This window comes from Micromonospora sp. WMMD980 (genome assembly GCF_029626035.1).
In the GTDB taxonomy this organism is placed as follows: domain Bacteria; phylum Actinomycetota; class Actinomycetes; order Mycobacteriales; family Micromonosporaceae; genus Micromonospora.
In genome coordinates, this window is sequence record NZ_JARUBE010000003.1 from 3,774,856 (window position 1) to 3,794,847 (window position 19,992).

11 protein-coding genes are annotated in these 19,992 nt (G+C 71.6%); 7 read left to right on the forward strand and 4 right to left on the reverse strand.

Annotated elements, in window-relative coordinates:
- Positions 1-14: 14 nt before the first annotated feature.
- Both O7618_RS17630 and O7618_RS17635 read right to left on the reverse strand, forming a co-directional pair.
- Entirely contained in the window at positions 15-7,106 is a 7,092-nt protein-coding gene (locus O7618_RS17630; protein WP_278107191.1) for an RHS repeat-associated core domain-containing protein, read from the reverse strand.
- Positions 7,107-7,242: 136 nt separating this feature from the next.
- Positions 7,243-10,608, reverse strand: coding sequence for a LamG domain-containing protein (locus tag O7618_RS17635; protein WP_278107192.1), 3,366 nt, complete (start codon positions 10,606-10,608; stop codon positions 7,243-7,245).
- Between the two features lie 689 nt (positions 10,609-11,297).
- Here O7618_RS17635 and O7618_RS17640 point away from each other — a divergent pair.
- From O7618_RS17640 to O7618_RS17650, 3 genes are read left to right on the forward strand one after another with little or no spacing between them, the layout of a single operon-like run.
- Complete coding sequence (locus tag O7618_RS17640) at positions 11,298-11,657, forward strand: YraN family protein (RefSeq protein WP_278107193.1); 360 nt, start codon at positions 11,298-11,300, stop codon at positions 11,655-11,657.
- A gap of 1 nt (position 11,658) precedes the next feature.
- Positions 11,659-13,179, forward strand: coding sequence for a YifB family Mg chelatase-like AAA ATPase (locus O7618_RS17645; protein ID WP_278107194.1), 1,521 nt, complete (start codon positions 11,659-11,661; stop codon positions 13,177-13,179).
- A complete protein-coding gene (locus tag O7618_RS17650) occupies positions 13,176-14,351 on the forward strand; it encodes a DNA-processing protein DprA (RefSeq protein WP_278107195.1) in 1,176 nt (391 codons plus the stop codon). The genes O7618_RS17645 and O7618_RS17650 overlap by 4 nt, the downstream gene beginning before the upstream one ends.
- A gap of 38 nt (positions 14,352-14,389) precedes the next feature.
- On the opposite strand, the gene O7618_RS17655 is transcribed toward O7618_RS17650, so the two are convergent.
- Positions 14,390-14,731 carry a hypothetical protein gene (locus O7618_RS17655; protein ID WP_278107196.1) on the reverse strand — a complete coding sequence of 114 codons (342 nt, stop codon included), beginning with the start codon at positions 14,729-14,731 and terminating at the stop codon, positions 14,390-14,392.
- Between the two features lie 456 nt (positions 14,732-15,187).
- On the opposite strand from O7618_RS17655, the gene O7618_RS17660 reads away from it, so the two are divergent.
- Both O7618_RS17660 and O7618_RS17665 read left to right on the forward strand, forming a co-directional pair.
- Positions 15,188-16,141, forward strand: a complete 954-nt coding sequence (locus tag O7618_RS17660; RefSeq protein WP_278110055.1) for a tyrosine recombinase XerC — start codon at positions 15,188-15,190, stop codon at positions 16,139-16,141.
- A gap of 44 nt (positions 16,142-16,185) precedes the next feature.
- Positions 16,186-17,367, forward strand: a complete 1,182-nt coding sequence (locus O7618_RS17665; RefSeq protein WP_278107197.1) for an aminotransferase class V-fold PLP-dependent enzyme — start codon at positions 16,186-16,188, stop codon at positions 17,365-17,367.
- A gap of 95 nt (positions 17,368-17,462) precedes the next feature.
- Here O7618_RS17665 and O7618_RS17670 read toward each other — a convergent pair whose 3' ends face one another.
- Positions 17,463-18,089 (reverse strand): M23 family metallopeptidase, encoded by a 627-nt coding sequence (locus O7618_RS17670; protein WP_278107198.1) that lies wholly within the window; start codon positions 18,087-18,089, stop codon positions 17,463-17,465.
- A gap of 130 nt (positions 18,090-18,219) precedes the next feature.
- On the opposite strand from O7618_RS17670, the gene O7618_RS17675 reads away from it, so the two are divergent.
- Entirely contained in the window at positions 18,220-18,870 is a 651-nt protein-coding gene (locus O7618_RS17675; RefSeq protein WP_278107199.1) for a class I SAM-dependent methyltransferase, read from the forward strand.
- Positions 18,867-19,973 carry a sulfite oxidase gene (locus O7618_RS17680; protein WP_278107200.1) on the forward strand — a complete coding sequence of 369 codons (1,107 nt, stop codon included), beginning with the start codon at positions 18,867-18,869 and terminating at the stop codon, positions 19,971-19,973. The genes O7618_RS17675 and O7618_RS17680 overlap by 4 nt, the downstream gene beginning before the upstream one ends.
- Positions 19,974-19,992: the final 19 nt, after the last annotated feature.

Below are 19,992 nucleotides of genomic sequence, written 5' to 3' on the forward strand. Positions count from 1 at the left end.
TGATTGCGTTTCCACTACGGAGCCCTTCCGCCGTAATCTCTAATAGCTCTTAGTGGAATTCGCACACCTGCCGCACCAAAGGCGTCCACGCCCCGCTGAATGAACGCGCCGGCACAGCTAGGACACGGGGTATAGTGCCCCGTCATGTTGTCGAACGATGTCACTGCACCATTCCGGAACGAGATTTGCCCTGCCGCCATAACAGGAGCACCACCCGAGGCCACCGTGTGATGGATGCCGCGCCCCGCAGCAACCATATTCAGATTTCCTCCCTCCCCCACTGTCCAGAGAAAGTCCCCACTTCCCGAGGCCGCGCGCGAGAAGCCAGAAGTACCCGCTGCAACAGGTGAAATACCCGCAAGATCTGCTTCCATCAGCTCCAGCGACAGATCCCCGGGTCGATTGTTTGAAACTGGCCCGCAGTTGTGTACGAGCACTGGCGTGGTGCCGGCCACCACATAGTACGTGTGGATGACGGAGACCGTGAGGTCCCGCATGACCTCGCTGCCGCTGAAGTTGCGAACCTCGACGACGCTCACCGTCGACGCGCTCGCCGACAGCAGCCGCTCGTCGGTCTCCAGCTCACCCGCGCCGACCCACTGCTTCCGGGTGACGCTCCAGAACGGGTGGTGCTGCGTCGTGTCGATCGTGGACTCGACACCCGAGCTGTCCCGCACCACCAGGTCGGTCAGGGCTTCATCCTGGTTGACGTGCAGCTTCTCGACCGTCTGGGCGCTGGTGCCGCCGTGCTCCGGATCGTGGGCGAGAACCTGGTCGCCCTCCCGAACGTCGGCGATCGGCTCGGTCGAGCCGTCGGCCATGAGCACCGGGGTGTCCGGCGCGAAACTGTGTGTCGGGCAGCCACCCTTGGCGGTGGGCGCATCGCTGTTCCCGCCTCCGGTCTTGCCCTTGGCCGGCGGATCGGGCTTCTTCACAGGTGGTGGCGGGGTCTTCGGCGCCGGGGGCTTCGCGCTTTCCCGGATCTCCTTCTTCAGCGCCGCCATCTCCGCGGCCTCGGCCGCCGGGTTGATCGATGGCGCCTTGCCCCACCGAATCCGGGCGACGAGAGCCGTGACCTTGCCCGCCCCCCAGTCGATGGCCCTCTTGCAGAAGCTCCTGATCTTGCAGGCCCAGTCGACTCCGGGAACGCTCGACACACCGGAGAGCGCAGCCTGCCGCCAGTTGCCTTCGGTGGCGTACACGACGGCGTTGACACCGTCGCACCCCGCGCCCAGACCGACGAGGAAGAGGCCGCAGCCTTCGAGGAACTCGTGCGTCTTCTCCCGGCCCGACTTCTTCTTGGGTCCGCCGCTGCCGTCGTACCGGGTGTCACCCTGGCCCTGACCGCTCGTGCCCTCGATGTAGTTCTGGCAGGCGTAGCCGCCGAGGCCCCTGGTGGAACATGACTCCAGCGCCGGATCGGTCTTCGGGTGGAGATACTCGGGGATGATCTCGCCGCTCGGGTCACTGAAGGTGACCGGGTTGTTCGCGCCGTAGGTGTAGGCGGGAAGCTGCTGCGGGTTCCCCGGGTCGTTGATCGGGTCGGGCGAGATGAACCGACCGATGGTCGGGTCGTACTCGCGGGCGCCGAGATGCGTCAGGTCGGTGGGGTCCTGATAGCCGCCGACGAATCCTTGTTTGTTGGGCCAGGTGACCGCAGCGCCGCGGGGGGTGCCGTAGGGAGTCTGGCGGCGTTGGGTGATGGTCTGGTTGGTGTCGTTGGCGATGCTGACCTGCGACGTGCCCTGGTGGTCGCTCGCCAGCCAGGTGATGCCGGTGACGGTGCGCTGGGCCACCGTCTCGCCGTTGAACGAGTAGTAGCGGGTGGCGTTGACCTGCCCGTTGCTCGCGTTCTTGCGGATCTCCTGGTCACCAAGGAACAGGGTGCTCCCGGTGGGGTCGGTCGCGATCAGCCGGTTGCCGCTCGCGTCGTAGATGTAGGAGTTGGTGCCGGTGCTGTCGGTCACCGACGCCAGGTGTCCCTCGACGTCCCAGGTGAGCGACTGTTGTCCCGACTTGCCAGGACGGGTCTTCATGTTGCCGGCCTCGTCGTACGTGTACGAGCCGGTGGTCGTGCCGGTGTTGTCGATCCGGCTCCAGCCGTCCAGCCGGTGCGGCTGTGCCGCGCGGGCCGCCGGGTAGGAGTAGGAGGTGGTGACCGTGCCGGTCGGGGTGCCCCGCTCGGTCTGGGTCAGGCGGTTGCCGACGCGCCCCTGCGGGTGGTCCGGCGCGCCAAACGACCACTGCTGCCAGTAGGGTGCCGGGCCACCCAGCTCCGACTCCGCCTGGGGCTTGGCGGCGCAGTCGAACGAGGCCGGTGTCCACGCGTCGGTGAGCCGGCGCTGGTGGTCGTAGGCGAAGCACTGGGTGTCCCGTGGGCGGGCGCCCGTGTTGTCGTCGATCTTGATGATGTTGCCGCTGGCGTCGTAGTCGTAGAACGTGTTGGCCACGTAGGCCGGCGCGGTCGACCGGGTGACGGAACTGCTGGCGACCCGGCCGGTGCTGTCGTCGTAGGAGTTCTTGCTCTGGACGGACTTCGCGCCCGTCAACGCGGTCGAGCGCGTGATCGTGCTCAGCTCGTGCAGGTTCGTGTAGCCCGAGTCGACGACGTAGTAGGTGGCGTCCAGGTAGTCCGTGGCGAGCCGGTCCAACATCGCGTACGTCGTGTCGTACTTGTAGTTCAGCACCTCCTGGTCGAGGCCGCCCGCGGCCGGGATGGTGAGCGTGTTGGGCGAGCCGTCGGTCAGGAAGCTCGCCTTGGACGTGAAGCTGCAGGTGACCGCGCCGATCCCGCAGAACCCCGCCTGCGACGACGGCAGCGTCAGCTTGCTCTGCGTCGTGTTGTACATCTTGTCGACGGAGACGACCTCCGACCGGTACTCCTCCGAGCCGATCCAGCGCGACGCCGACTTGGTGATGCCCTTGACCGGCGAGTCGTACGTGAGCTCGGTCCGCATCGGCCCGGTCAGGCTCGTCTCGCGGGTGGTGAGCGGTCGCCCGATCTTGTCGTAGGTGAACCAGATGTCGGGGGTGTCCGGCCGGGAGTCGGTGGTCTTCTCCAACTGACCCAGGGTGTTGTACTGCTTGGTCGACGTCCCGGTGTCAGGGTCGCTCGTCGACGTCAGTCGGCCCTGGATGTCGTAGGTGTAGGACCAGGCGTTGCCGGCCGGATCCTGCACCGTGGCCAACTGGCCGGCCGGGTGGTAGGTGTACTTCGTCTCGTCGTAGCCGCCGGTGGCCGTCCGGCCGTGATACTGCCAGAGCTTCTCGGTCCGGCCCTCCGAGTCGGTCCACACCGTGGTGGCCGCCTGCCCCAACGGGGGCTCCACGGTGACATGGTCGCCGTGGTAGGTGGTCGACGTCCTGGTCTTCTCGACCTGAACGCTCGACACCGTGCCGAGGAGCAACGAGTGGATCTGACGGCCTGCGGTGTCGTAGAGCGTCTTCGTCTGACTCGGCACATCCTGGTCCAGCCGGGACTTGATGACCGAGGTGTCGATCGCACCGGAGTCGTAGTAGGCCGAGTTGGCCTTGTAGATCCGGCCGGCCGCGTCGTAGAACGTCTCGGTCATGATCCGGCCGGTGCCGTTGGCCGGCTCCTGCGTCTGCCGCTGCCGACCGAGGGCGTCATAGATCACGTACGACGTGTCGTTGCCGCCGTTGGCGTTGACCGCAGTGGTGGTGACGTACGACGGCGCCGTCTTCGACAACGAGTAGCCGTAGGTGGTCGACGGCGCGGTGGGGTAGGTCACCCGCGCCCGGTTGGGCAGCCACACCTGCGTGGCGCGACCCATCGCGTCGTAGGCGTACTCGGTGACGTAGTTGTTGGTGTCCGTGCTCTTGACCACCAGTCCGGTGGTCGGGTCGAGGTCGACGGTGCTGGTCCACAGCAGCGGGTTCGTGGTCGTCTGCTGGGTCACCGGGCCGCCGGTGGCCGGGACGTAGGCCGTCGTCGACTTCTCCCCGGCGACGTCGGTGGATTCGGTCATCCGACCCCTGGCGTCGTACTTCGCGGTGCCGACCTGCTGGTAGGTGCGGTTACCACCGGTGAAGGACGTGATCCGCTCGGTCCTGGTGAGCAGGCCCTTGCCCGGTGCGGCCCCGTACGCCAGCGAGTCGTAGCTGAACCGGACGTCACCGAGGACCTGCTTGTCGTCGGCGGGACCGGACGAACACTTCCCGACCCACCCGTTGATCCGCTTGACCGGGGTCAGCAGCCAGTCCGCGGTGTTGCGGACGTACTCCGTCTTGGTGCACCGCTCGTTGCCGGCGGTGGAGGTGTCCCTGCTGTCCTCCTGGGTGGTCGGCATGCCGTACTCGTCGAAGTCGGTGGTCGTCGTGCTGCGCCGCCAGCCCGTGTCCGTGGCGATACGCGTCTTCGACGTGCGCACCCGCACGTAGCGGGACTCGGCGACCGGGCTTCCCGCCCGGGTGGCGGTCGGCGGGTCCGATCGCCACATGTCGTGCACGGTGGCGGACAGCACGGTCCCGCCCAACCAGGTGACCGTCTCACGCGCGGAACCGCTGAACTGCTCGTAGTCGTTGACGGCACCGCCCTCCAGGCCCTGGACCTGGGTGGTGCGCGTGCCACCGGCGGCGAGCTTGTCCCCGTACATGCCTCGGTAGTAGAGGGTCTCGGTCTTGGTTCGGGCCGCGCCCTCACCGACGTAGGTCACCACCTTGGGGTAACCACGCCACTGGGACCAGCTACGACGATCGTCCGGGGTGAGCCCGGTGTCGTCGTCGTAGTGCCACAGCGCCTCGTTGTCGTCGTTGAGATAGTCGTAGGCGGTGCGCAGCGGACGTGCCCCACCGGTGGGATCGATCTGCTGGACCTCCTTGACCACGTACTTGTGGAAGAAGTCGGTCACCTTGTCGGTCTCGCCGGGTGGTGTCCACTTGACCGGATAGCAGAGCAGCTTGTTGCTGTCCAACGCACTCGTCGAGGGCATCACGCTGCCCTTGACGCACTGCGCGTCGCTGTACGTAACGAAGATCTGGCCGCCGGTCTCCTGCGTGATCAGGTTGACCCGGTGCCAGTTCAAGGCGAGGGCCCAGTCACTTCCGGCGGCGTCCACCCGGTTCGGCTTCTGGATGCCGGAGAACGTCACCTCCGGCGCGGTGACGGTGCCGCCGTTGAGGCCCCTGTGGGTGATCCCGTCGAGCCACAGGCCGGCGCGGGTGCCGTCACCGGGGTCGAGGAACGCCTGCCGGAACGTCCACGAGTCGGCGTTCTGGTAGGCCGAGGCGGCCGCCTTCCACGCCTTGGTGGTGATCAGCGTGGTGCGCTTGGCGGACCAGAACGTCGGGGAACCGTTGTTGCAGGGCTTCGTGGTCGCGGTGCAGTTCTGGTCCCACGGCGTGTCCGGCCAGGTCGTGGCGTTCTTCGTGGTGCAGTTCGTCAGGCAGCGGTCGACGTTCGTGAACTCGACGCGTCCCGGGGTGTTCTCGACGTACGGCGACGCGGCGGCGTACTCGTTGTTGTCCCGGTTGTCGCTGCCGTAGTCGATGCGGGTCAGGTAGCCGGCCCGGTCGTAGACGACAGGTGTCGAGGCCACCAGGTTCTTGGCGTAGTAGTTGGTCTCCTTGGCCCACCAGTAGGACATGGTGTTGCCGTGGATGTCCTGGACGTAGTCCAGGTTCCACCGCCAGGCCTGCGACTTGCCGTTGCAGTCGGAGGCGGCGAAGGTCGCTGCGTTGCACGGCTCACCGGGGTTGTTGCCGAAGACGGGCACGGTGAGGACCGAGTTGGTCGTCGGCCGACCGGTCGACCAGCCCGGGAGCCGATGACGACCGAACCAGTACTGGGTGCCGTCGGTGGTGGTGACCTTCCAGTACTCGTTGTCGTCGTCGCCGTTCGCGTACGCCGAGGACGTGAGCAGCTCGATCTTGGCGCCATTCTCACTGCGCGGGTGCCACGTGCCGTCGCTGCCCTTCAACAGCTCGACGGTGCTGCCGTTGAGCGACATCACGGCGTTCTCCGGGCCCCAGCACAGGTCCCCGGTCTTGACCGAGTTGTTGGCGTTGCCGCCCATGTCCTCGGCGCACGCCTTGTACCGGCGCTCGATGAAGCCTGGGGAATAGTCGAAGCCCTCCCCGAACAGACCGGGCTGGTTGTTGGTCGCCGCGTGCCGGCCGTCAACGGACTGCGAGGAGTAGCCGAGACCGATGCCCGGCTCCGGTCCCCCGGGACCGGGCGGGGTCCGCATCGGGTAGGACCACTGGAAGCCACCCGTGGCACCGCCGTGGCTCCACGACGACGTGGAAGCGAGGCTGGAAGCGGCGAAGTTGCCGGCCCCGCCGGAGGGACCACTGGTCAGCGCGAAGAGCGTCCCTCCCGCCGCCGCTCCGGCAGCCGTCCGCGCGCCCGGAGCCGCCGGGTCGGCTGCGGACACCGCAACCGCCGCTGACACGGTACGGGTGCGGACGTTGTTGCGAGACGCCAACGACTCCGGCCGGCAGGCCGCGGCCGCCGGGGTGCTCAGGGCGCAGTCGGGCAGCCGCACCAACCGCAGTCGCGAGGCCCAGTCGGCGCCGTACGCGGTCGCGAAGGCGGCGTAGTCGACGCCCACCTCGACCGTACCGGCAGACCGGACCCCGTCGGTCCGGCCGACCCGCACCAGCAGGCCATTGACGCCGGCCGCCTCGGCCGTGGCCTTGGCCAGCACCTCGACGAGGACCTTGCCCGGGCCGGACGCCGCCGTGCGGCCGGACCGCGAAGCGGGAACCGGTCGTACCGTCACGGGCAACGGGCCGGCGCGGCCGGAGGTCACCGCCGTGGTCGCCGCGCCCAGCGTCACCTCGGCGGAGCCCGCCGCCGGCCAGACCGGTGCCGGCCGCCGCACCTTGGCCGCCGCCGCATCGGTGTCGGGGATCCGCTTGCTGGAGGCGGCCTTGTGCAACGGGGTGGACGAGTAGCGCTGCGGGTCGAGGTGTGGAGCCGGCGTCGACCGTTCCGCCCGGGCGGGCAGTTGGCCGCCGATCGTGGCCGCGAGCACCGCGGCCAGCCCGATGGTGAGGCCGCGGCGGGTGATGCGGTTCAGCTTTTCAAATCGCCACCCTCGTCGATAGCGTCTGCTCGATTTGAGGATTCGGACGTTTTCCATCGATCTCCCTCACAGGTAAAGAGCCGAGTTTGACGTTTAGTAGAAAGTGGCAGCTGATGACACTTCGGGCGCGGGCGGTGACGACGCCGAGTCCGACACGGATGGATTGCGGTTCATGCGGAGCACAGGCCAGCCATCAGTCCGTGATCGCAGACACAGCTTGGACCTCGGCGGCGTTCAAAGCCCCCTGCCATACCTGAACTCGATCAATGTCCCCGCTGAAGTAATCGGCCGGTCCTCCCCACTTTCCTCGTCCGACCGCCAGCACGCCGACCCCATGCCACGGCACGAAGGAGAAGGCGCTCTGCTTCACCAGGACTCCATTCACGTACAAACTCATCGCCTTCGTGGTGACGTCCTGCACGGCCACGAGATGTGTCCACTGATTTACCAGACAGTCAGTGCCGATGACATAGAACGCAGAGGAGGAGGTCGCATCTGCGGACCGAGTCATGACCGACCACTTCGACCCCGACGCGTCGGTACGACAGCTGAGGAATGAACTTGAGACGTTCAGCCCGTCCTGCGCGATGACCGTTCGCGCACCGTTACCTCCCGCGAAGCGCACCCATGCCGACACCGTGTATGACTGGTCTGTGCGCAGCACCGGAACGCTCGTCTGCGCGTTGCCCGAGATACCGTCGAAACGCAGGGCCGTTGACCCGTTGAAACTGTCCGGAACCCAGTCCGAAGCCGGCGCGGGCTTAAGGTTCAGCGCATTTCGGTAGTCGGAGGAGTCTCCCGCCTCGCGGGGTTCGTCCTGGTCATCGCCGTCCATCTCCCATTGGCCGACGCGCACTGGCGCGACGATCTCGGCGAGGTCTGTCTCCGGGTCGATGACCCGGTCCCACACTCGAACCTCACTGATCGCCCCGTTGACCCATCCGACGGGCGTGCCGTTGCGCCCCACCCCGATCGACAAGGGCCCCGTCGACGCCCACGCAGGAGCGCTGGTCGAACCGGAGCCTTTACGCACCCCGTTCACGTACAGCGCGAGCTGGCTAGTGGACCCGGCGTCGTAGACACCCGTCAGGTGAACCCACACTCCCACCTGCACAGGATCTGTAGCGCACGCGGGAGACGGCGTGGAAGCCGCGTTGGCCGAATCTGAGACGTAGCTGACGAAGCACCAACGCTGCTTGGTTGGGTAGTACTGGAGCTCGAACGGGCTCTTGTTGGCACCGACCTGCGCCATGACCACGCCACCGACGGCGTCGGCGCGAACCCATGCCGCGAAGGAGAAGCTACGGCTGGTGTTAATGACGGGGCCGGCCGTCACGGCCTGGTCGTTGCCGTCGAACTTGACCGCCCAGTCCTTACCGCTCCTGCGGCTCGTACCCAGGACTCGGGAGTCCGTCCAGGCCGGGGACGGACTCATGGTGGCCACCGCACCACCGGCCACCTTGTTGGTCAGAGTGAGGCCCGAGCCGTCGTCGACCGCCCAGTGCGCGACCGGCGCGGACGGGTCGCTGGCCAAGAACGTGTAGTCGTAGGGAGCGGACGAGTTGCCGGCCTGGTCCCGGCTGCGCACGGTCAGCACGTTCTCCAACCGCGTCGTCGGAGTCACCCAGGCGGTGGCGGGACCTCCGAGCCCGGTGGCACGCACGACCACCTCCGGGCCGCCGTTCACCTGGTAGACGTAGTCGTACACGTCAGAGGCGCCGTTGGCGGCGAAGGTGAAGCTGCCGGAGTAGCCGACCGCACCGTGCGGATCCTGGTTGGCGCCCAGCGGCGGGGACTCCAGATAGAGCCCGTCCGCGGCCGTGACGGTCGGGGTAGAGGCCGGCGCGGAGTAGTCGATGGAGAACTCGCACCACGGTGACGCGGTCACCGACGCCCCACCGAGGGTGTCCTTGGTCTGCACCTGCCACCGGTAGAGCTCGCCGTTGACCGTCTTCGTGGTCAACTGCAACTCCGCCTTGGCCCCGGGCGCGACCCCGGAGTCGGTCCTCGGCCACCCGGACACGTTCGTCCAGGTGCTGCCGGCCAGCTTCTGGAGCGTGAAGACGCCGGAGAGGCTGCCGCCGCCGCTGCCGTCCGGGTCGCTCACCGTCGCCTTCAGCCACGGGAAGTCCGAACGCACCGCGGGTCGGGACGCACCTGTCACGCAGGGCTGAGCCGGCGCGGTGTAGCCGGCGTGGGTCGACAGCTGCGCCGCGGTCGGGGTGTTCGGGTTGGTGTTGTACTCGATCGTCAGCTTGGTCTGCACCGGGTCGAACTTCTTCCACCAGTTGCTCGTCGACTCCGAGGATCCGTCGGACTGCCGGGTCGACAGCGCCAGCGTGTAGATGTCCTGGCCGCGGTTGGCGCTGATGTCGGTGATGACGTTCTGGCTGGAGAACTCCATCGGCTTGTCCGGCTGCGGGTCGTCGGAGCAGCCCGCGCCCCCCGACGGCTTGTGCGCGTGCGCCGACCGTTCCTCCAGCCACTTCGAGAAGCTCGGCCCGGACCAGGTCTGCTTGCCGGTGGTCGCCATGTCGGCCGTACGCCAAAGGTTCACCGGCGTGTTGCCGCAGTCCCACGAGTGCGTCATCTCGGTCAGGAACTTGGCGTCGCGGATCGTCTTGCCGGACAACGAGGTCAGCTTGAACGAGAAGTAGGACCGGTAGGTACCGGATCCCTCAGGGTCCTTCCCGACCCGGGCCACACCGTCGTTGCGGGTCGCGTCGTTGGTGCTCGAGTAGCCCCACCGGGTCTTCTCGATCGTGCTCCACGGGTCGATGACCACCGGGTACACGGTGCTCTTGCCACGCAGCAGCGATCGGTCCGGGCGGATCACCAGATCCTCATCCTGGACCCCGGTCGGGATCTCCGCCTTGCGCGCCCGGTCCGGCACCACCCGCAGTGCCGCACGCCGGTCCTGCACCGCGAAGGCGTTCGCCGCCCGGCCCGTGGCGCCCTTGGCGGGCGCGGCCACCCCGGCCGAGTCCCACATCAGCGCACCCCCGGCGGACAGCACGGACCGTCCGCTGCGGTCGGCGACCTCGAACCCGCCGCCGACACGGGACCGCTTGGTGAGGGAGCCGGTGGTACGCAGCGCGAACCGCAGCTCGTCCAACGCCGGGTTCGCCGCCGCCTGCGCAGACTTCACCACCAGCGCCCAGGTGAACCCGTCACGCAGCGCCCGCAGTCGCAGGTCCACCTCCGGCAGCAACGAGGCGTACACGGCGGTGTCGCCGTCGAGCGTCGGAGCCGGCAGCTCTCCCGGCCAGGACAGCGACACCTGCCCCTCAGCCAGCGGCATCCGGATCGTCGGGCCGCTCCCACCGGAGGTGAACGTCACGTCCGTCAGCGTCGCTACCGGCGCCACCGACCCATCGGCGCGTCGTTCGAGCCGGGTGTCGATCTTCCGCCAGGGGCCGCCGTCGCGACCCCTGGTCCACTGCGGCTCCGCGTACGACTCCAGCACCAGGGTGCCCCGCGGGGTCGCCAACACGCGTGAGTCCTCGGTCTTGAGGCTGGTCACCTCCACCGGTGCCTTGAGCTTTCCGGCCTGCGCCAAGGCATCGACCTCGTTGAGCGCCGGCGCCTCCGGGGCGGCCGTCGGCGGGGCGGCCGCCGGTTCCGCCTCGGCCGGCGACGGCATCGCAGTCGGACCGGCGACGGCCACCAGAGCCAGCGCGACGGCCGACGCGGCGAGGCCGCGACGGCGCCGCTCGGGGACGATTCCAGGTCTTGTCACCAGAGCACTCCTCATTGCGCGTGTGTGTGCACACCGAAAAACCCCGCGGTGCGCGGAGAAAAGTGAGTGAGGATCAATCAGGTACGGCAGGGGCGGAGACGCCCGACACCGAGCCGACGGTCAGGTCTTGTCGACATGCGTGGATCACCACGGCGGAGAGGTGATCAGCAGTCGCACCGCGGGTTCGTCGATGAGGGTGCGGCCGTCGTCGTTCCGGCACCGCACCAATGCGTCGCTAACGCCCTGCGCAGGTTCACCCGAGCCCCCGTTCAGTACCTGTCGGCGACGTGACAGTAAAGAACGTCAACTTCCGGTGTAAAGAGGCGTCACAACTGGTAGCCACAAACCGCCCATGTGGTCCCGAGAGCGGCGGTGCCGTCACCGTCCGCCATCGCACTGGGCGTAGCACATCGGCAGCATGATCGTGTTTCCGTCCACAATCGGCCCTCATCCACAGGCCGATCCCACAGGCCACCCACGATCGCCCCGTGGCTCGCATCCTGACCGGCATGACGAACCGGAACCAGGCCGTCGGCGCGTACGGCGAGCGGTGCGCGCTGCGGCACCTGATCGAGACCGGGCTACGCCCCGTCGCCCGCAACTGGCGCTGTCCCGACGGGGAGATCGACATCATCGCCTGGGAGGGGCCGGTGCTCGCCTTCTGTGAGGTGAAGACCCGGCGCACCGACCGGTACGGCTCCCCCGCCGAGGCCGTGGTCCGGTCGAAGGCCCGCCGGCTGCGCGGCCTGGCCGCCCGGTGGCTCGCCGAGACCGGCACCACCGCCGACGAGGTCCGCTTCGACGTGCTCTCGGTCCGGCTGCCGGCCACCGGCCACGCCCGCGTCGAGCACCTCCGGGGCGCGTTCTGACATGGGATACGCCAAGGTCCTGAGCGTCGGCCTGGCCGGGGTGGCCGGGCACGTGGTCGAGGTCGAGGCCGACCTCGCCCCCGGCCTGCCCGCCGTGGTCATCTCCGGCCTGCCCGACACCGCGCTGCACGAGGCCCGCGACCGGGTCCGCGCGGCCATCGTCAACTCCGGGCAGAAGTGGCCCAACCGGCGGATCACCCTCAACCTGCTTCCGGCCACCCTGCCCAAGTACGGCTCCGCGTTCGACCTCGCCATCGCCGTGGCCGTGCTCGCCGGCTCGGGCGAACTGCCACCGGTGGCCCTCGACGCCACGGTCATCCTGGGCGAACTCGGCCTCGACGGCACCGTCCGGCCGGTCCGCGGCACCCTGCCCATGGTGGCCGCCGCCGCCCGGGCCGGATACCCGCGGGTGGTGGTGCCCGCCGGCAACGCCGCCGAGGCCGCGGTCATCCCCGGCGTACGGGTCCGCGCCGTCGACACCCTGCACCGGCTCGTCGCCCACGTCCGCGACGGCGTACCCCTGCTCGTCCCGCCCGCGCCGTCCCCGGCCGGCGCCCCTACCGGCCCCGACCTCAGCGACGTCGCCGGGCAGCCACTCGGCCGCCGAGCCCTGGAGATCGCCGCCGCCGGTGGCCACCACCTCGCGCTGCTCGGCCCGCCCGGCGCCGGCAAGACGATGCTCGCCGAGCGCCTGCCGTCGATCCTGCCCGAGCTGGACGACGAGGCGGCCCTGGAGGTGACCGCGCTGCACTCGATCGCCGGCCTGCTGCCGCCCGACGGCGGCCTGTTGCGCCGGCCGCCGTTCCAGGCGCCGCACCACACCGCGACGGTGCCGGCGCTGGTCGGTGGCGGTTCCGGGCTGGCCCGCCCCGGCGCGGTGTCGCTGGCCCACCGGGGCGTGCTCTTCCTCGACGAGACGCCCGAGTTCGGCAAGGGCGCGCTGGAGGCGTTGCGCCAGCCGCTGGAGAGCGGCCGGGTCCGGGTCGCCCGGACCCGGGGCGCCACCGAATACCCGGCGCGCAGCCAACTGGTGCTGGCCGCCAACCCGTGCCCCTGCGCGAAGCCGTCCGGCGACGTCGACTGCGAGTGCACCCCGCAGGCCCGGCGGCGCTACCTGGGGCGGCTGTCGGGTCCCCTGCTCGACCGGGTCGACGTGCAGGTGGGTCTGATGCCGGTGCGCGCGGCCGAACTGTTGCAGACGGGCACGCCGCACGAGTCCTCGGCCGCCGTGGCCGCCCGGGTCGTCGAGGCGCGCCGCGCCGCGGCCGACCGCTGGGCCGCCGTCGGGCACCGGGTGAACGCCGACGTCCCCGGCCCGCACCTGCGGCGGCCGCCGTGGCACCTGCCGGCGGGGGTCACCCAGCAGCTACGCCGCCGCCTGGACACCGGGTCGCTGTCGGCGCGGGGATACGACCGGGTCCTCCGGCTCTCCTGGACCATCGCGGACCTGGACGGGCGGGATCGGCCCGACCACGACGACATCGACGAGGCGATCCAGCTCAGGACGGGAGTGGGCACGTGAGCGCCGACGAGAGACTGGCCCGGGTCGCGCTGACCTGGCTCGCCGAGCCGGGCACCCGGTCGGTTCACGAGCTGGTCCGCCGGCTCGGCCCGGTGGCCGCCCTCGACCTGCTCCTGGCCGGGGGCGCACCGGAGCGAACGCTCCGGGCGGCGGTCACCGCCCGCACGGCCGTCGGCGACGCCCGCGCGGTGGCGGCGGAGGCGTTGGCACGGGGGGATAGACTCGGCGCGCGGCTGGTCGTGCCGGGGGACGACGAGTGGCCGCCGCAGGTCGCCCAGCTCCGCAATCTGATGCTGCCCGACGCCGCCCGGCGGGTCGACGTGGAGACCGACCCGCCGCTCTGCTTCTGGGTACGCGGCCCCTGGCCGCTGGGCGAGACACTGGACCGCTCGGTGGCCGTGGTCGGCTCACGGGCGGCCACCCCCTACGGCTCGCACGTCGCCACCGAGCTGGGCTACGGCCTGGCCGACCGGGAGTGGACGGTGGTCTCCGGCGGGGCGTTCGGCATCGACTCGGCGGCGCACCGCGGGGCGTTGACCGCGGGCGGGCGCACCGTCGCGGTGCTGGCGTGTGGCCTGGACCGCCCCTACCCGATGGGCAACGCCGCGCTGTTCGACCGGATCGCGGAGACCGGCCTGCTGGTGAGCGAGTGGATGCCCGGCGCCGAGCCGCTGCGGCCACGGTTCCTGATCCGCAACCGGGTCATCGCCGCGGCGACCAGGGGCACGGTGCTGGTCGAGGCGGCCGCCCGCAGCGGCGCCACCCAGACCCTCAACCGGGCGCTCGGCCTGGCCCGGCCGGCGATGGTGGTGCCCGGCCCGGTGACCTCGGCCATGTCGGTGGGCGGGCACGAGGTGCTCCGGGAGAGGCCGCGCTCCCGGTTGGTCGCCGGCGTCGCGCACGTGCTGGAGGAGGTCGGCCGGATCGGCGCCGACCTGGCGCCGCTCGCGCGGGCGCCGGAGCACCCGCGGGACGGGCTCGACGACGACGCCACCCAGGTGTTGGAGGCGTTGCCCCGCCGCCGACCGATCGACCTGGAGAGCGTCGCGGCACGGGCCGGGCTGGACCTGCGCACCGCGATGCGGAAATTGTCTCTGCTGGAGGAGTTGGCCATGGTGGTGCGCCGGGACGGCGGCTACGCGCTCGCGCCGCCCGCGGGGGGCGACGGATGAGCGCCTCCGGCCGGCAGGTCGGGGCCGACCGGGCCGCGTCAGTCGCCCTCGAACCGCAGCTCCACGTCCCGCCCCTCCCGGCAGCGGTGGGCGAGCCGGGCCAGGCGGCGAATGTGGTCGACCTCCTGCGGCGCCCGGGCCACGTCCAGCAGGCACCGCAGCTCGGTGAGCAGGTGCGGCACCTGTTCGGTGTGCACGGTCAGCTCGCCGAGGGGTGCGACGCGGTCCAGCATCGGCGTGCGTCCGCCGCCCCGCACCCGCGCGAGCAGGTCGAGCAGCACGTCGTGCCGGTCGGCCACGACCTCGATCGACACGTATGACAGCCGGCGACGGTCCGCACCGGCGCGCACCCGCCGGTAGAGGACGGCATCCACTCCCACGCCCGGTCCCTCCTCGCACCGGCGTCACCGTCTCGGCGACTCCGCACCGGGCGAGGCGTCGCCGAGGCCGACGCTCACCTCTTTGCGACACGAGTTTCCCCTGTCCAGGGTGCTTCCTGCCACCCCGCCCGGCGTGCCGGGCGTCGCGGGGACGGCTGCCGGCTCGGGGGCGCCCGTCGGCGTCCGGACGGCGACAGACGCCCTCCGACGCCGGGAAGCCGCCAACGCGTTCCCGAGTCGGCCGCCCACGGTCCGGACGCGGACGGCGGGCGCGGCCGGACGCGGCCACGGTCCGGCAGTGCCCGTCCGACTCGCTCCGCCCGTAGTCTGGATCGGTGTCCGACACCAGTTCCCGCCTCCGTCGACGGCGCCACACGCACCTGACTCGGGCGGAGAAGTCCGGTGGCTGAACGGCGACGTGGCACCCGGGCCGTCCACGAGGAACTGCCGGCGGCGATGCGCGAGGCGGTGGACGACTTCGCCGACCACCTGTCCCGGGTGCGCAACCGCTCCGCGCACACCGTCCGGGCCTACGTCACGGATCTCGTCTCCCTGCTGGACCACGCGGTGCGGATGGGCTGCGCCGATTTGGCCGGGCTGGATCTCGCGGTGTTGCGCAGCTGGTTGGCGAAGCAGCGGACGACGGGGACCGCCCGGACGACCATGGCCCGCCGGGCCGCCGCCGCCCGCACGTTCAGCGCCTGGGCGCACCGGGCCGGGCGGCTCCCCGCCGACGTCGCCGCGCCGCTGGTCAGCCCGCGGGCCCGCCGGGAACTGCCCACGGTCCTGCGCGCCGACCAGGCCGCCACGCTGATGGACGCCCCGGCCCGGCCCACGCCCGACACCGACCGGGCCACGGACGACGACCCGACGACGACACTTCCGGTCGGTGACGAACCGCCCGACGCGGTGCTGCTGCGGGACCGGCTGCTGCTCGAACTGCTCTACGGCACCGGGGTGCGGATCAGCGAGGCGTGTGGGCTGGACGTCGCGGACGTCGACCAGGCCCGTCGGGTGGTACGCGTGCTGGGCAAGGGTGGTCGGGAGCGCGCGGTGCCCTACGGCGTGCCGGCGCAACGGGCGCTCGACGCGTGGCTCGACACCGGCCGGCCGGCCCTGACGGCGCCGGGCTCGGGCCGCGCGCTGCTGCTCGGGGCCCGTGGCGGGCGGCTCAACCCGACCACCGCCCGACGGATCGTGGCCGCCTGGACCGGTGCGGCCGGGGTTCCTCGGGTGACCCCGCACGGGTTGCGCCACTCGGCCGCCACCCACCTGCTCGAAGGTGGGGCGGATTTGCGCGCCGTCCAGGAGCTGCTCGGGCACTCGTCGCTGGCCAGCACCCAGATCTACACGCACGTCTCGGTCGAGCGGCTGCGGGCGGCCTACCGGCAGGCGCATCCACGGGCCTGACCGATGCGTCCAGGTGATGATCCACGACGGGCTAGGATCGATGGATGACGGTCCCGCAGCCGCCCGAGCCGATCCCCGGGGCTCGGCTGCTCTTCTCCCTCGACCCGTCCGTCAGCCACCTCAACCACGGCTCGTTCGGCGCCGCGCCGATCGCCGTGCAGCGCGCCCAGCAGCGCCTGCGCGAGGAGATGGAGTCGAACCCGCTGCGCTTCTTCACCCGGGGCCTGGTCGACCGGATCACCCATGCCCGGCGGCACCTGGCCACCTTCCTCGGCGCCGACCCGGCCGGCACCGCCCTCGTCGGCAACGTCACCGCCGGCGCGGCCGTGGTGCTGCGGTCGCTCGCGCTCCAGCCCGGCGACGAGGTGCTCACCACCGACCACGGTTACGGCGCGGTCGCGCTGTCGGTGGCCCGGGAGTGCGCGCGCACCGGGGCGGTCGCCCGCACCGTGGCCGTGCCGTTGACGGCCACCGACGAGGAGGTGGTCGAGATCGTGCGGGCGGGGCTGCGCCCCGGCAAGACCCGGCTGCTGATCGTCGACCAGCTCACCTCGCCGACCGCTCGGCTGTTTCCGGTGGCGGCGCTGGTGGCGGTGGCCCGGGAGCGGGGGGTGCCGGCTCTGGTGGACGCTGCGCACGCACCGGGCATGCTGCCGGCCTCGGTGGCCTCGGTGGGCGCCGACTTCTGGGTCGGCAACCTGCACAAGTGGGCGTACGCGCCGCGCGGCACGGCCGCGCTGGTGGTGGCGGAGCCGTGGCGGGAGCGGATCCAGCCGCTCGTCGTCTCGTGGGAGCAGGACAGCGGCTTCCCCACCCGGGTCGAGTGGCAGGCCACCCTCGACTACACCGGCTGGCTGGCCGCCCCGGTCGGCCCGTTCACCCTGCGCAGCCTCGGCGTCGACCGGGTCCGCGCGCACAACGCGGCGCTTGCCGCGTACGGCCAACGGGTCGTCGGGGACGCGTTGGGGGTGGCGCCGGAGCGGCTGCCGGAGCCCGGCGGGCCGGCGGTCGCCATGCGGCTCGTGCCGCTGCCGCCCGGGGTCGCGACGACGCTGGAGGCCGCCCGGGCGTTGCGGGCCGAGATCGCGGACCGGCTCGCCGCGGAGGTGTCGGTCGCCGCCTGGAACGGGCGCGGTTACCTGCGGTTGTGCGGCCAGGTCTACAACACCTCCGAGGAGTACGACCGGTTGGCCGTGCGGCTGCCCGCGCTGCTCGGCCGGCGCTGAGCGGCGGCCCGCCGCGCGCCGGTGCACGGACCGGCGAGGACGCGTCGAGGCGCCGGCTCACGGACCGGGCGACGGCGCCGGAGGGACATGACGGCTCACGGACCGGCCGGCGGGGGCGGATCGAGCGGGAGCAGGCGGACCCGGCCCAGCCCGAGCAGGGCGAGAGGGTCCAGGTAGACGTCGCCGCGGCGGAGTCCCCAGTGCAGGCAGGCCGGAGCGGCGCAGCCGGGGTGCCCGGCGAGCAGGTCGCCGACCGGAGTGCCGGCGTCGACGGGGTCACCGACCGCGAGCCGGGGCCGGACCGGTTCGTAGGTGGTGCGCAGTCCGTCGCCGTGGCCGACGGTGACCACCGGCCGGCCGGCCACCGGACCGGCGAAGAGGACGGTTCCGGCGCCCGCGGCACGGATCTCGGCACCCGGCTCCGCCACCAGGTCGACGCCCCGGTGCCCGGCCAGCCAGGGCTCGGGCGGCGGGGCGAACCGCCGGGCGAGCCGGGGCGGGCCCGGCAGCGGCCACCGGAAGCGCGGCGCCGCTGATGTCGGGGACGGCGACGTCGCACCGGCGATCGGACCCACGGACGACGGCGGCACCGCCGACGGCGACGGGGGCGCCGGCCGGACCGCGACGCGCGGCGTGCCGACGGGCGGCGCGACCGGGCCGACGGGCGCGCCTGGCACGAGGAGCAGGGTGAGCAACATGGTCGGGCCGGTCGGGAACCTCATGCGCGCACTCTGCCGGCCCGGTCCGCCCTGGCGCACACCCGGAAGCGCGGCACTGTGGACAGCGGCCGGTTGTGGACGGCCCTCGGAATCGGGACGGCTCTGCTAGGGCCGCGCCGCCTATGCTGGCCGCGTGACGAAAGACTGGCTCGACTGGCACCGCGACTACGACCAGCCCGACTCCGCGCTGTCCCGGCGGCTCGTCGAGGTGCGGCGGCGGATCGCCGAGGCGCTGGACGCGGCGCCGCCCGGCCCGCTGCGCGCGATCAGCCTCTGCGCGGGTCAGGGTCGCGACCTGATCCCCGTGCTCGCCGCTCATCCGCGCGGCGGCGAGGTGACCGCCCGCCTGGTCGAGCTGGATCCGCGCAACACCGAGCTGGCCCGCCGCGCGGTCGCGGAGGCGGGGCTGACCGGCGTGGAGGTGGTGACCGGCGACGCGGCGGTGACCGACCGGTACGCCGACCTGGCGCCGGCGGACCTGGTGCTGGTGTGCGGCGTCTTCGGCAACATCGGCGACGACGACATCCGGTCGACGGTGCGGCACTGCGCGTCGCTCTGCGCCACCGGCGGCACGGTGCTGTGGACCCGGCACCGTCGCCAGCCGGACCTGGTGCCCACCATCTGCGACTGGTTCGCCGAGGAGGGCTTCGTGCCGGTCGCGGTGAGCAGCCCGGCCGACGGGGTGGGAGTCGGCGCGCACCGGTTCACCGGCCCGCCCCGACCGTTGGAGCCGGGCGCGTGGATGTTCGCGTTCATCGGCTACGACGTGCTGGAGCAGCGATGACCACGGTGGACGACGTCAGCCGGCCCTCCCGGGTGGCCGGGCCGGACGAGGCGATCAGCGCCGAGGAGCTCCAACTCGCCGCGCGCAACCACGGCATCCCGTTGGAGGCGTTGCGCTACGACGTGACCCCGGCGGGCCTGCACTACCTGCTCATCCACTACGACATCCCGGACGTCGACCCGGGCGCGCACACGCTCACCGTGTCCGGGGCCGTCACCCGACCGCTCCGGCTGGACCTGCCGGCGTTGCGGGCACGGCCCCGGGTCACCCGTCAGGTCACGTTGGAGTGTGCCGGCAACGGCCGGGCGCTTCTGCACCCGCGCCCGGTCAGCCAGCCCTGGCTGGTGGAGGCGGTGGGCAACGCCGAGTGGACGGGCACTCCGCTGGCCCCGCTGCTGCGCGAGGCCGGGCTGGCCGACGACGCGGTGGACGTCGTCTTCACCGGCGCGGACCACGGGGTGGAGCGCGGTGTCGAGCAGGACTACCAGCGGGCGCTGCCGGTGGCCGACGCGCTGCGCGAGGAGGTGCTGCTGGCGTACGAGATGAACGGCGCTCCGCTGCTGCCGCAGCACGGCGCCCCGCTGCGGCTGATCGTGCCGGGCTGGTACGGCATGGCGCACGTCAAGTGGTTGCGGGACGTGCACGTGACGGCCGAGCCGTTCGACGGCTACCAGAACGCGGTGGCCTACCGGCTGCGGCGCGACGCCGACGATCCGGGTGTGCCGGTGACCCGGATCGAGCCGCGCGCCCTGGTGCGGCCGCCGGGTTTCCCGGACTTCATGTCCCGCTCCCGGGTGCTGCGGCCCGGGCCGGGCACGGTGGACGGTCGGGCCTGGTCCGGCTATGGGCCGGTGACGTCGGTCGAGGTGACCTTCGACGGCGGCGACTCGTGGGTGCCGGCGAGACTGGACGAACCCACCGGGGACGGGTGGGGCTGGCGCCGCTGGTCGGTGACGTGGACGGCGGAGCCGGGGCGGTGGGTGCTGGGGGCCCGGGCGACTGACGCCTCGGGGCGGACCCAGCCGGTCGAGCAGCCGTGGAACCGGGGCGGGTTCGCGAACAACCTGGTGCAGCGCGTCGCGGTGGTGGTGCCGGCGGAGTGATCCGCCGTCGGCGGGCCCG

Coding starts and splice junctions, on each gene's coding strand:
- O7618_RS17640 (WP_278107193.1), top strand. CDS start 11,298: ATGACGAACCGGAACCAGGCCGTCGGCGCGTACGGCGAGCGGTGCGCG.
- O7618_RS17645 (WP_278107194.1), top strand. CDS start 11,659: ATGGGATACGCCAAGGTCCTGAGCGTCGGCCTGGCCGGGGTGGCCGGG.
- O7618_RS17630 (WP_278107191.1), bottom strand. CDS start 7,106: ATGGAAAACGTCCGAATCCTCAAATCGAGCAGACGCTATCGACGAGGG.
- O7618_RS17660 (WP_278110055.1), top strand. CDS start 15,188: ATGCGCGAGGCGGTGGACGACTTCGCCGACCACCTGTCCCGGGTGCGC.
- O7618_RS17670 (WP_278107198.1), bottom strand. CDS start 18,089: ATGAGGTTCCCGACCGGCCCGACCATGTTGCTCACCCTGCTCCTCGTG.
- O7618_RS17680 (WP_278107200.1), top strand. CDS start 18,867: ATGACCACGGTGGACGACGTCAGCCGGCCCTCCCGGGTGGCCGGGCCG.
- O7618_RS17665 (WP_278107197.1), top strand. CDS start 16,186: ATGACGGTCCCGCAGCCGCCCGAGCCGATCCCCGGGGCTCGGCTGCTC.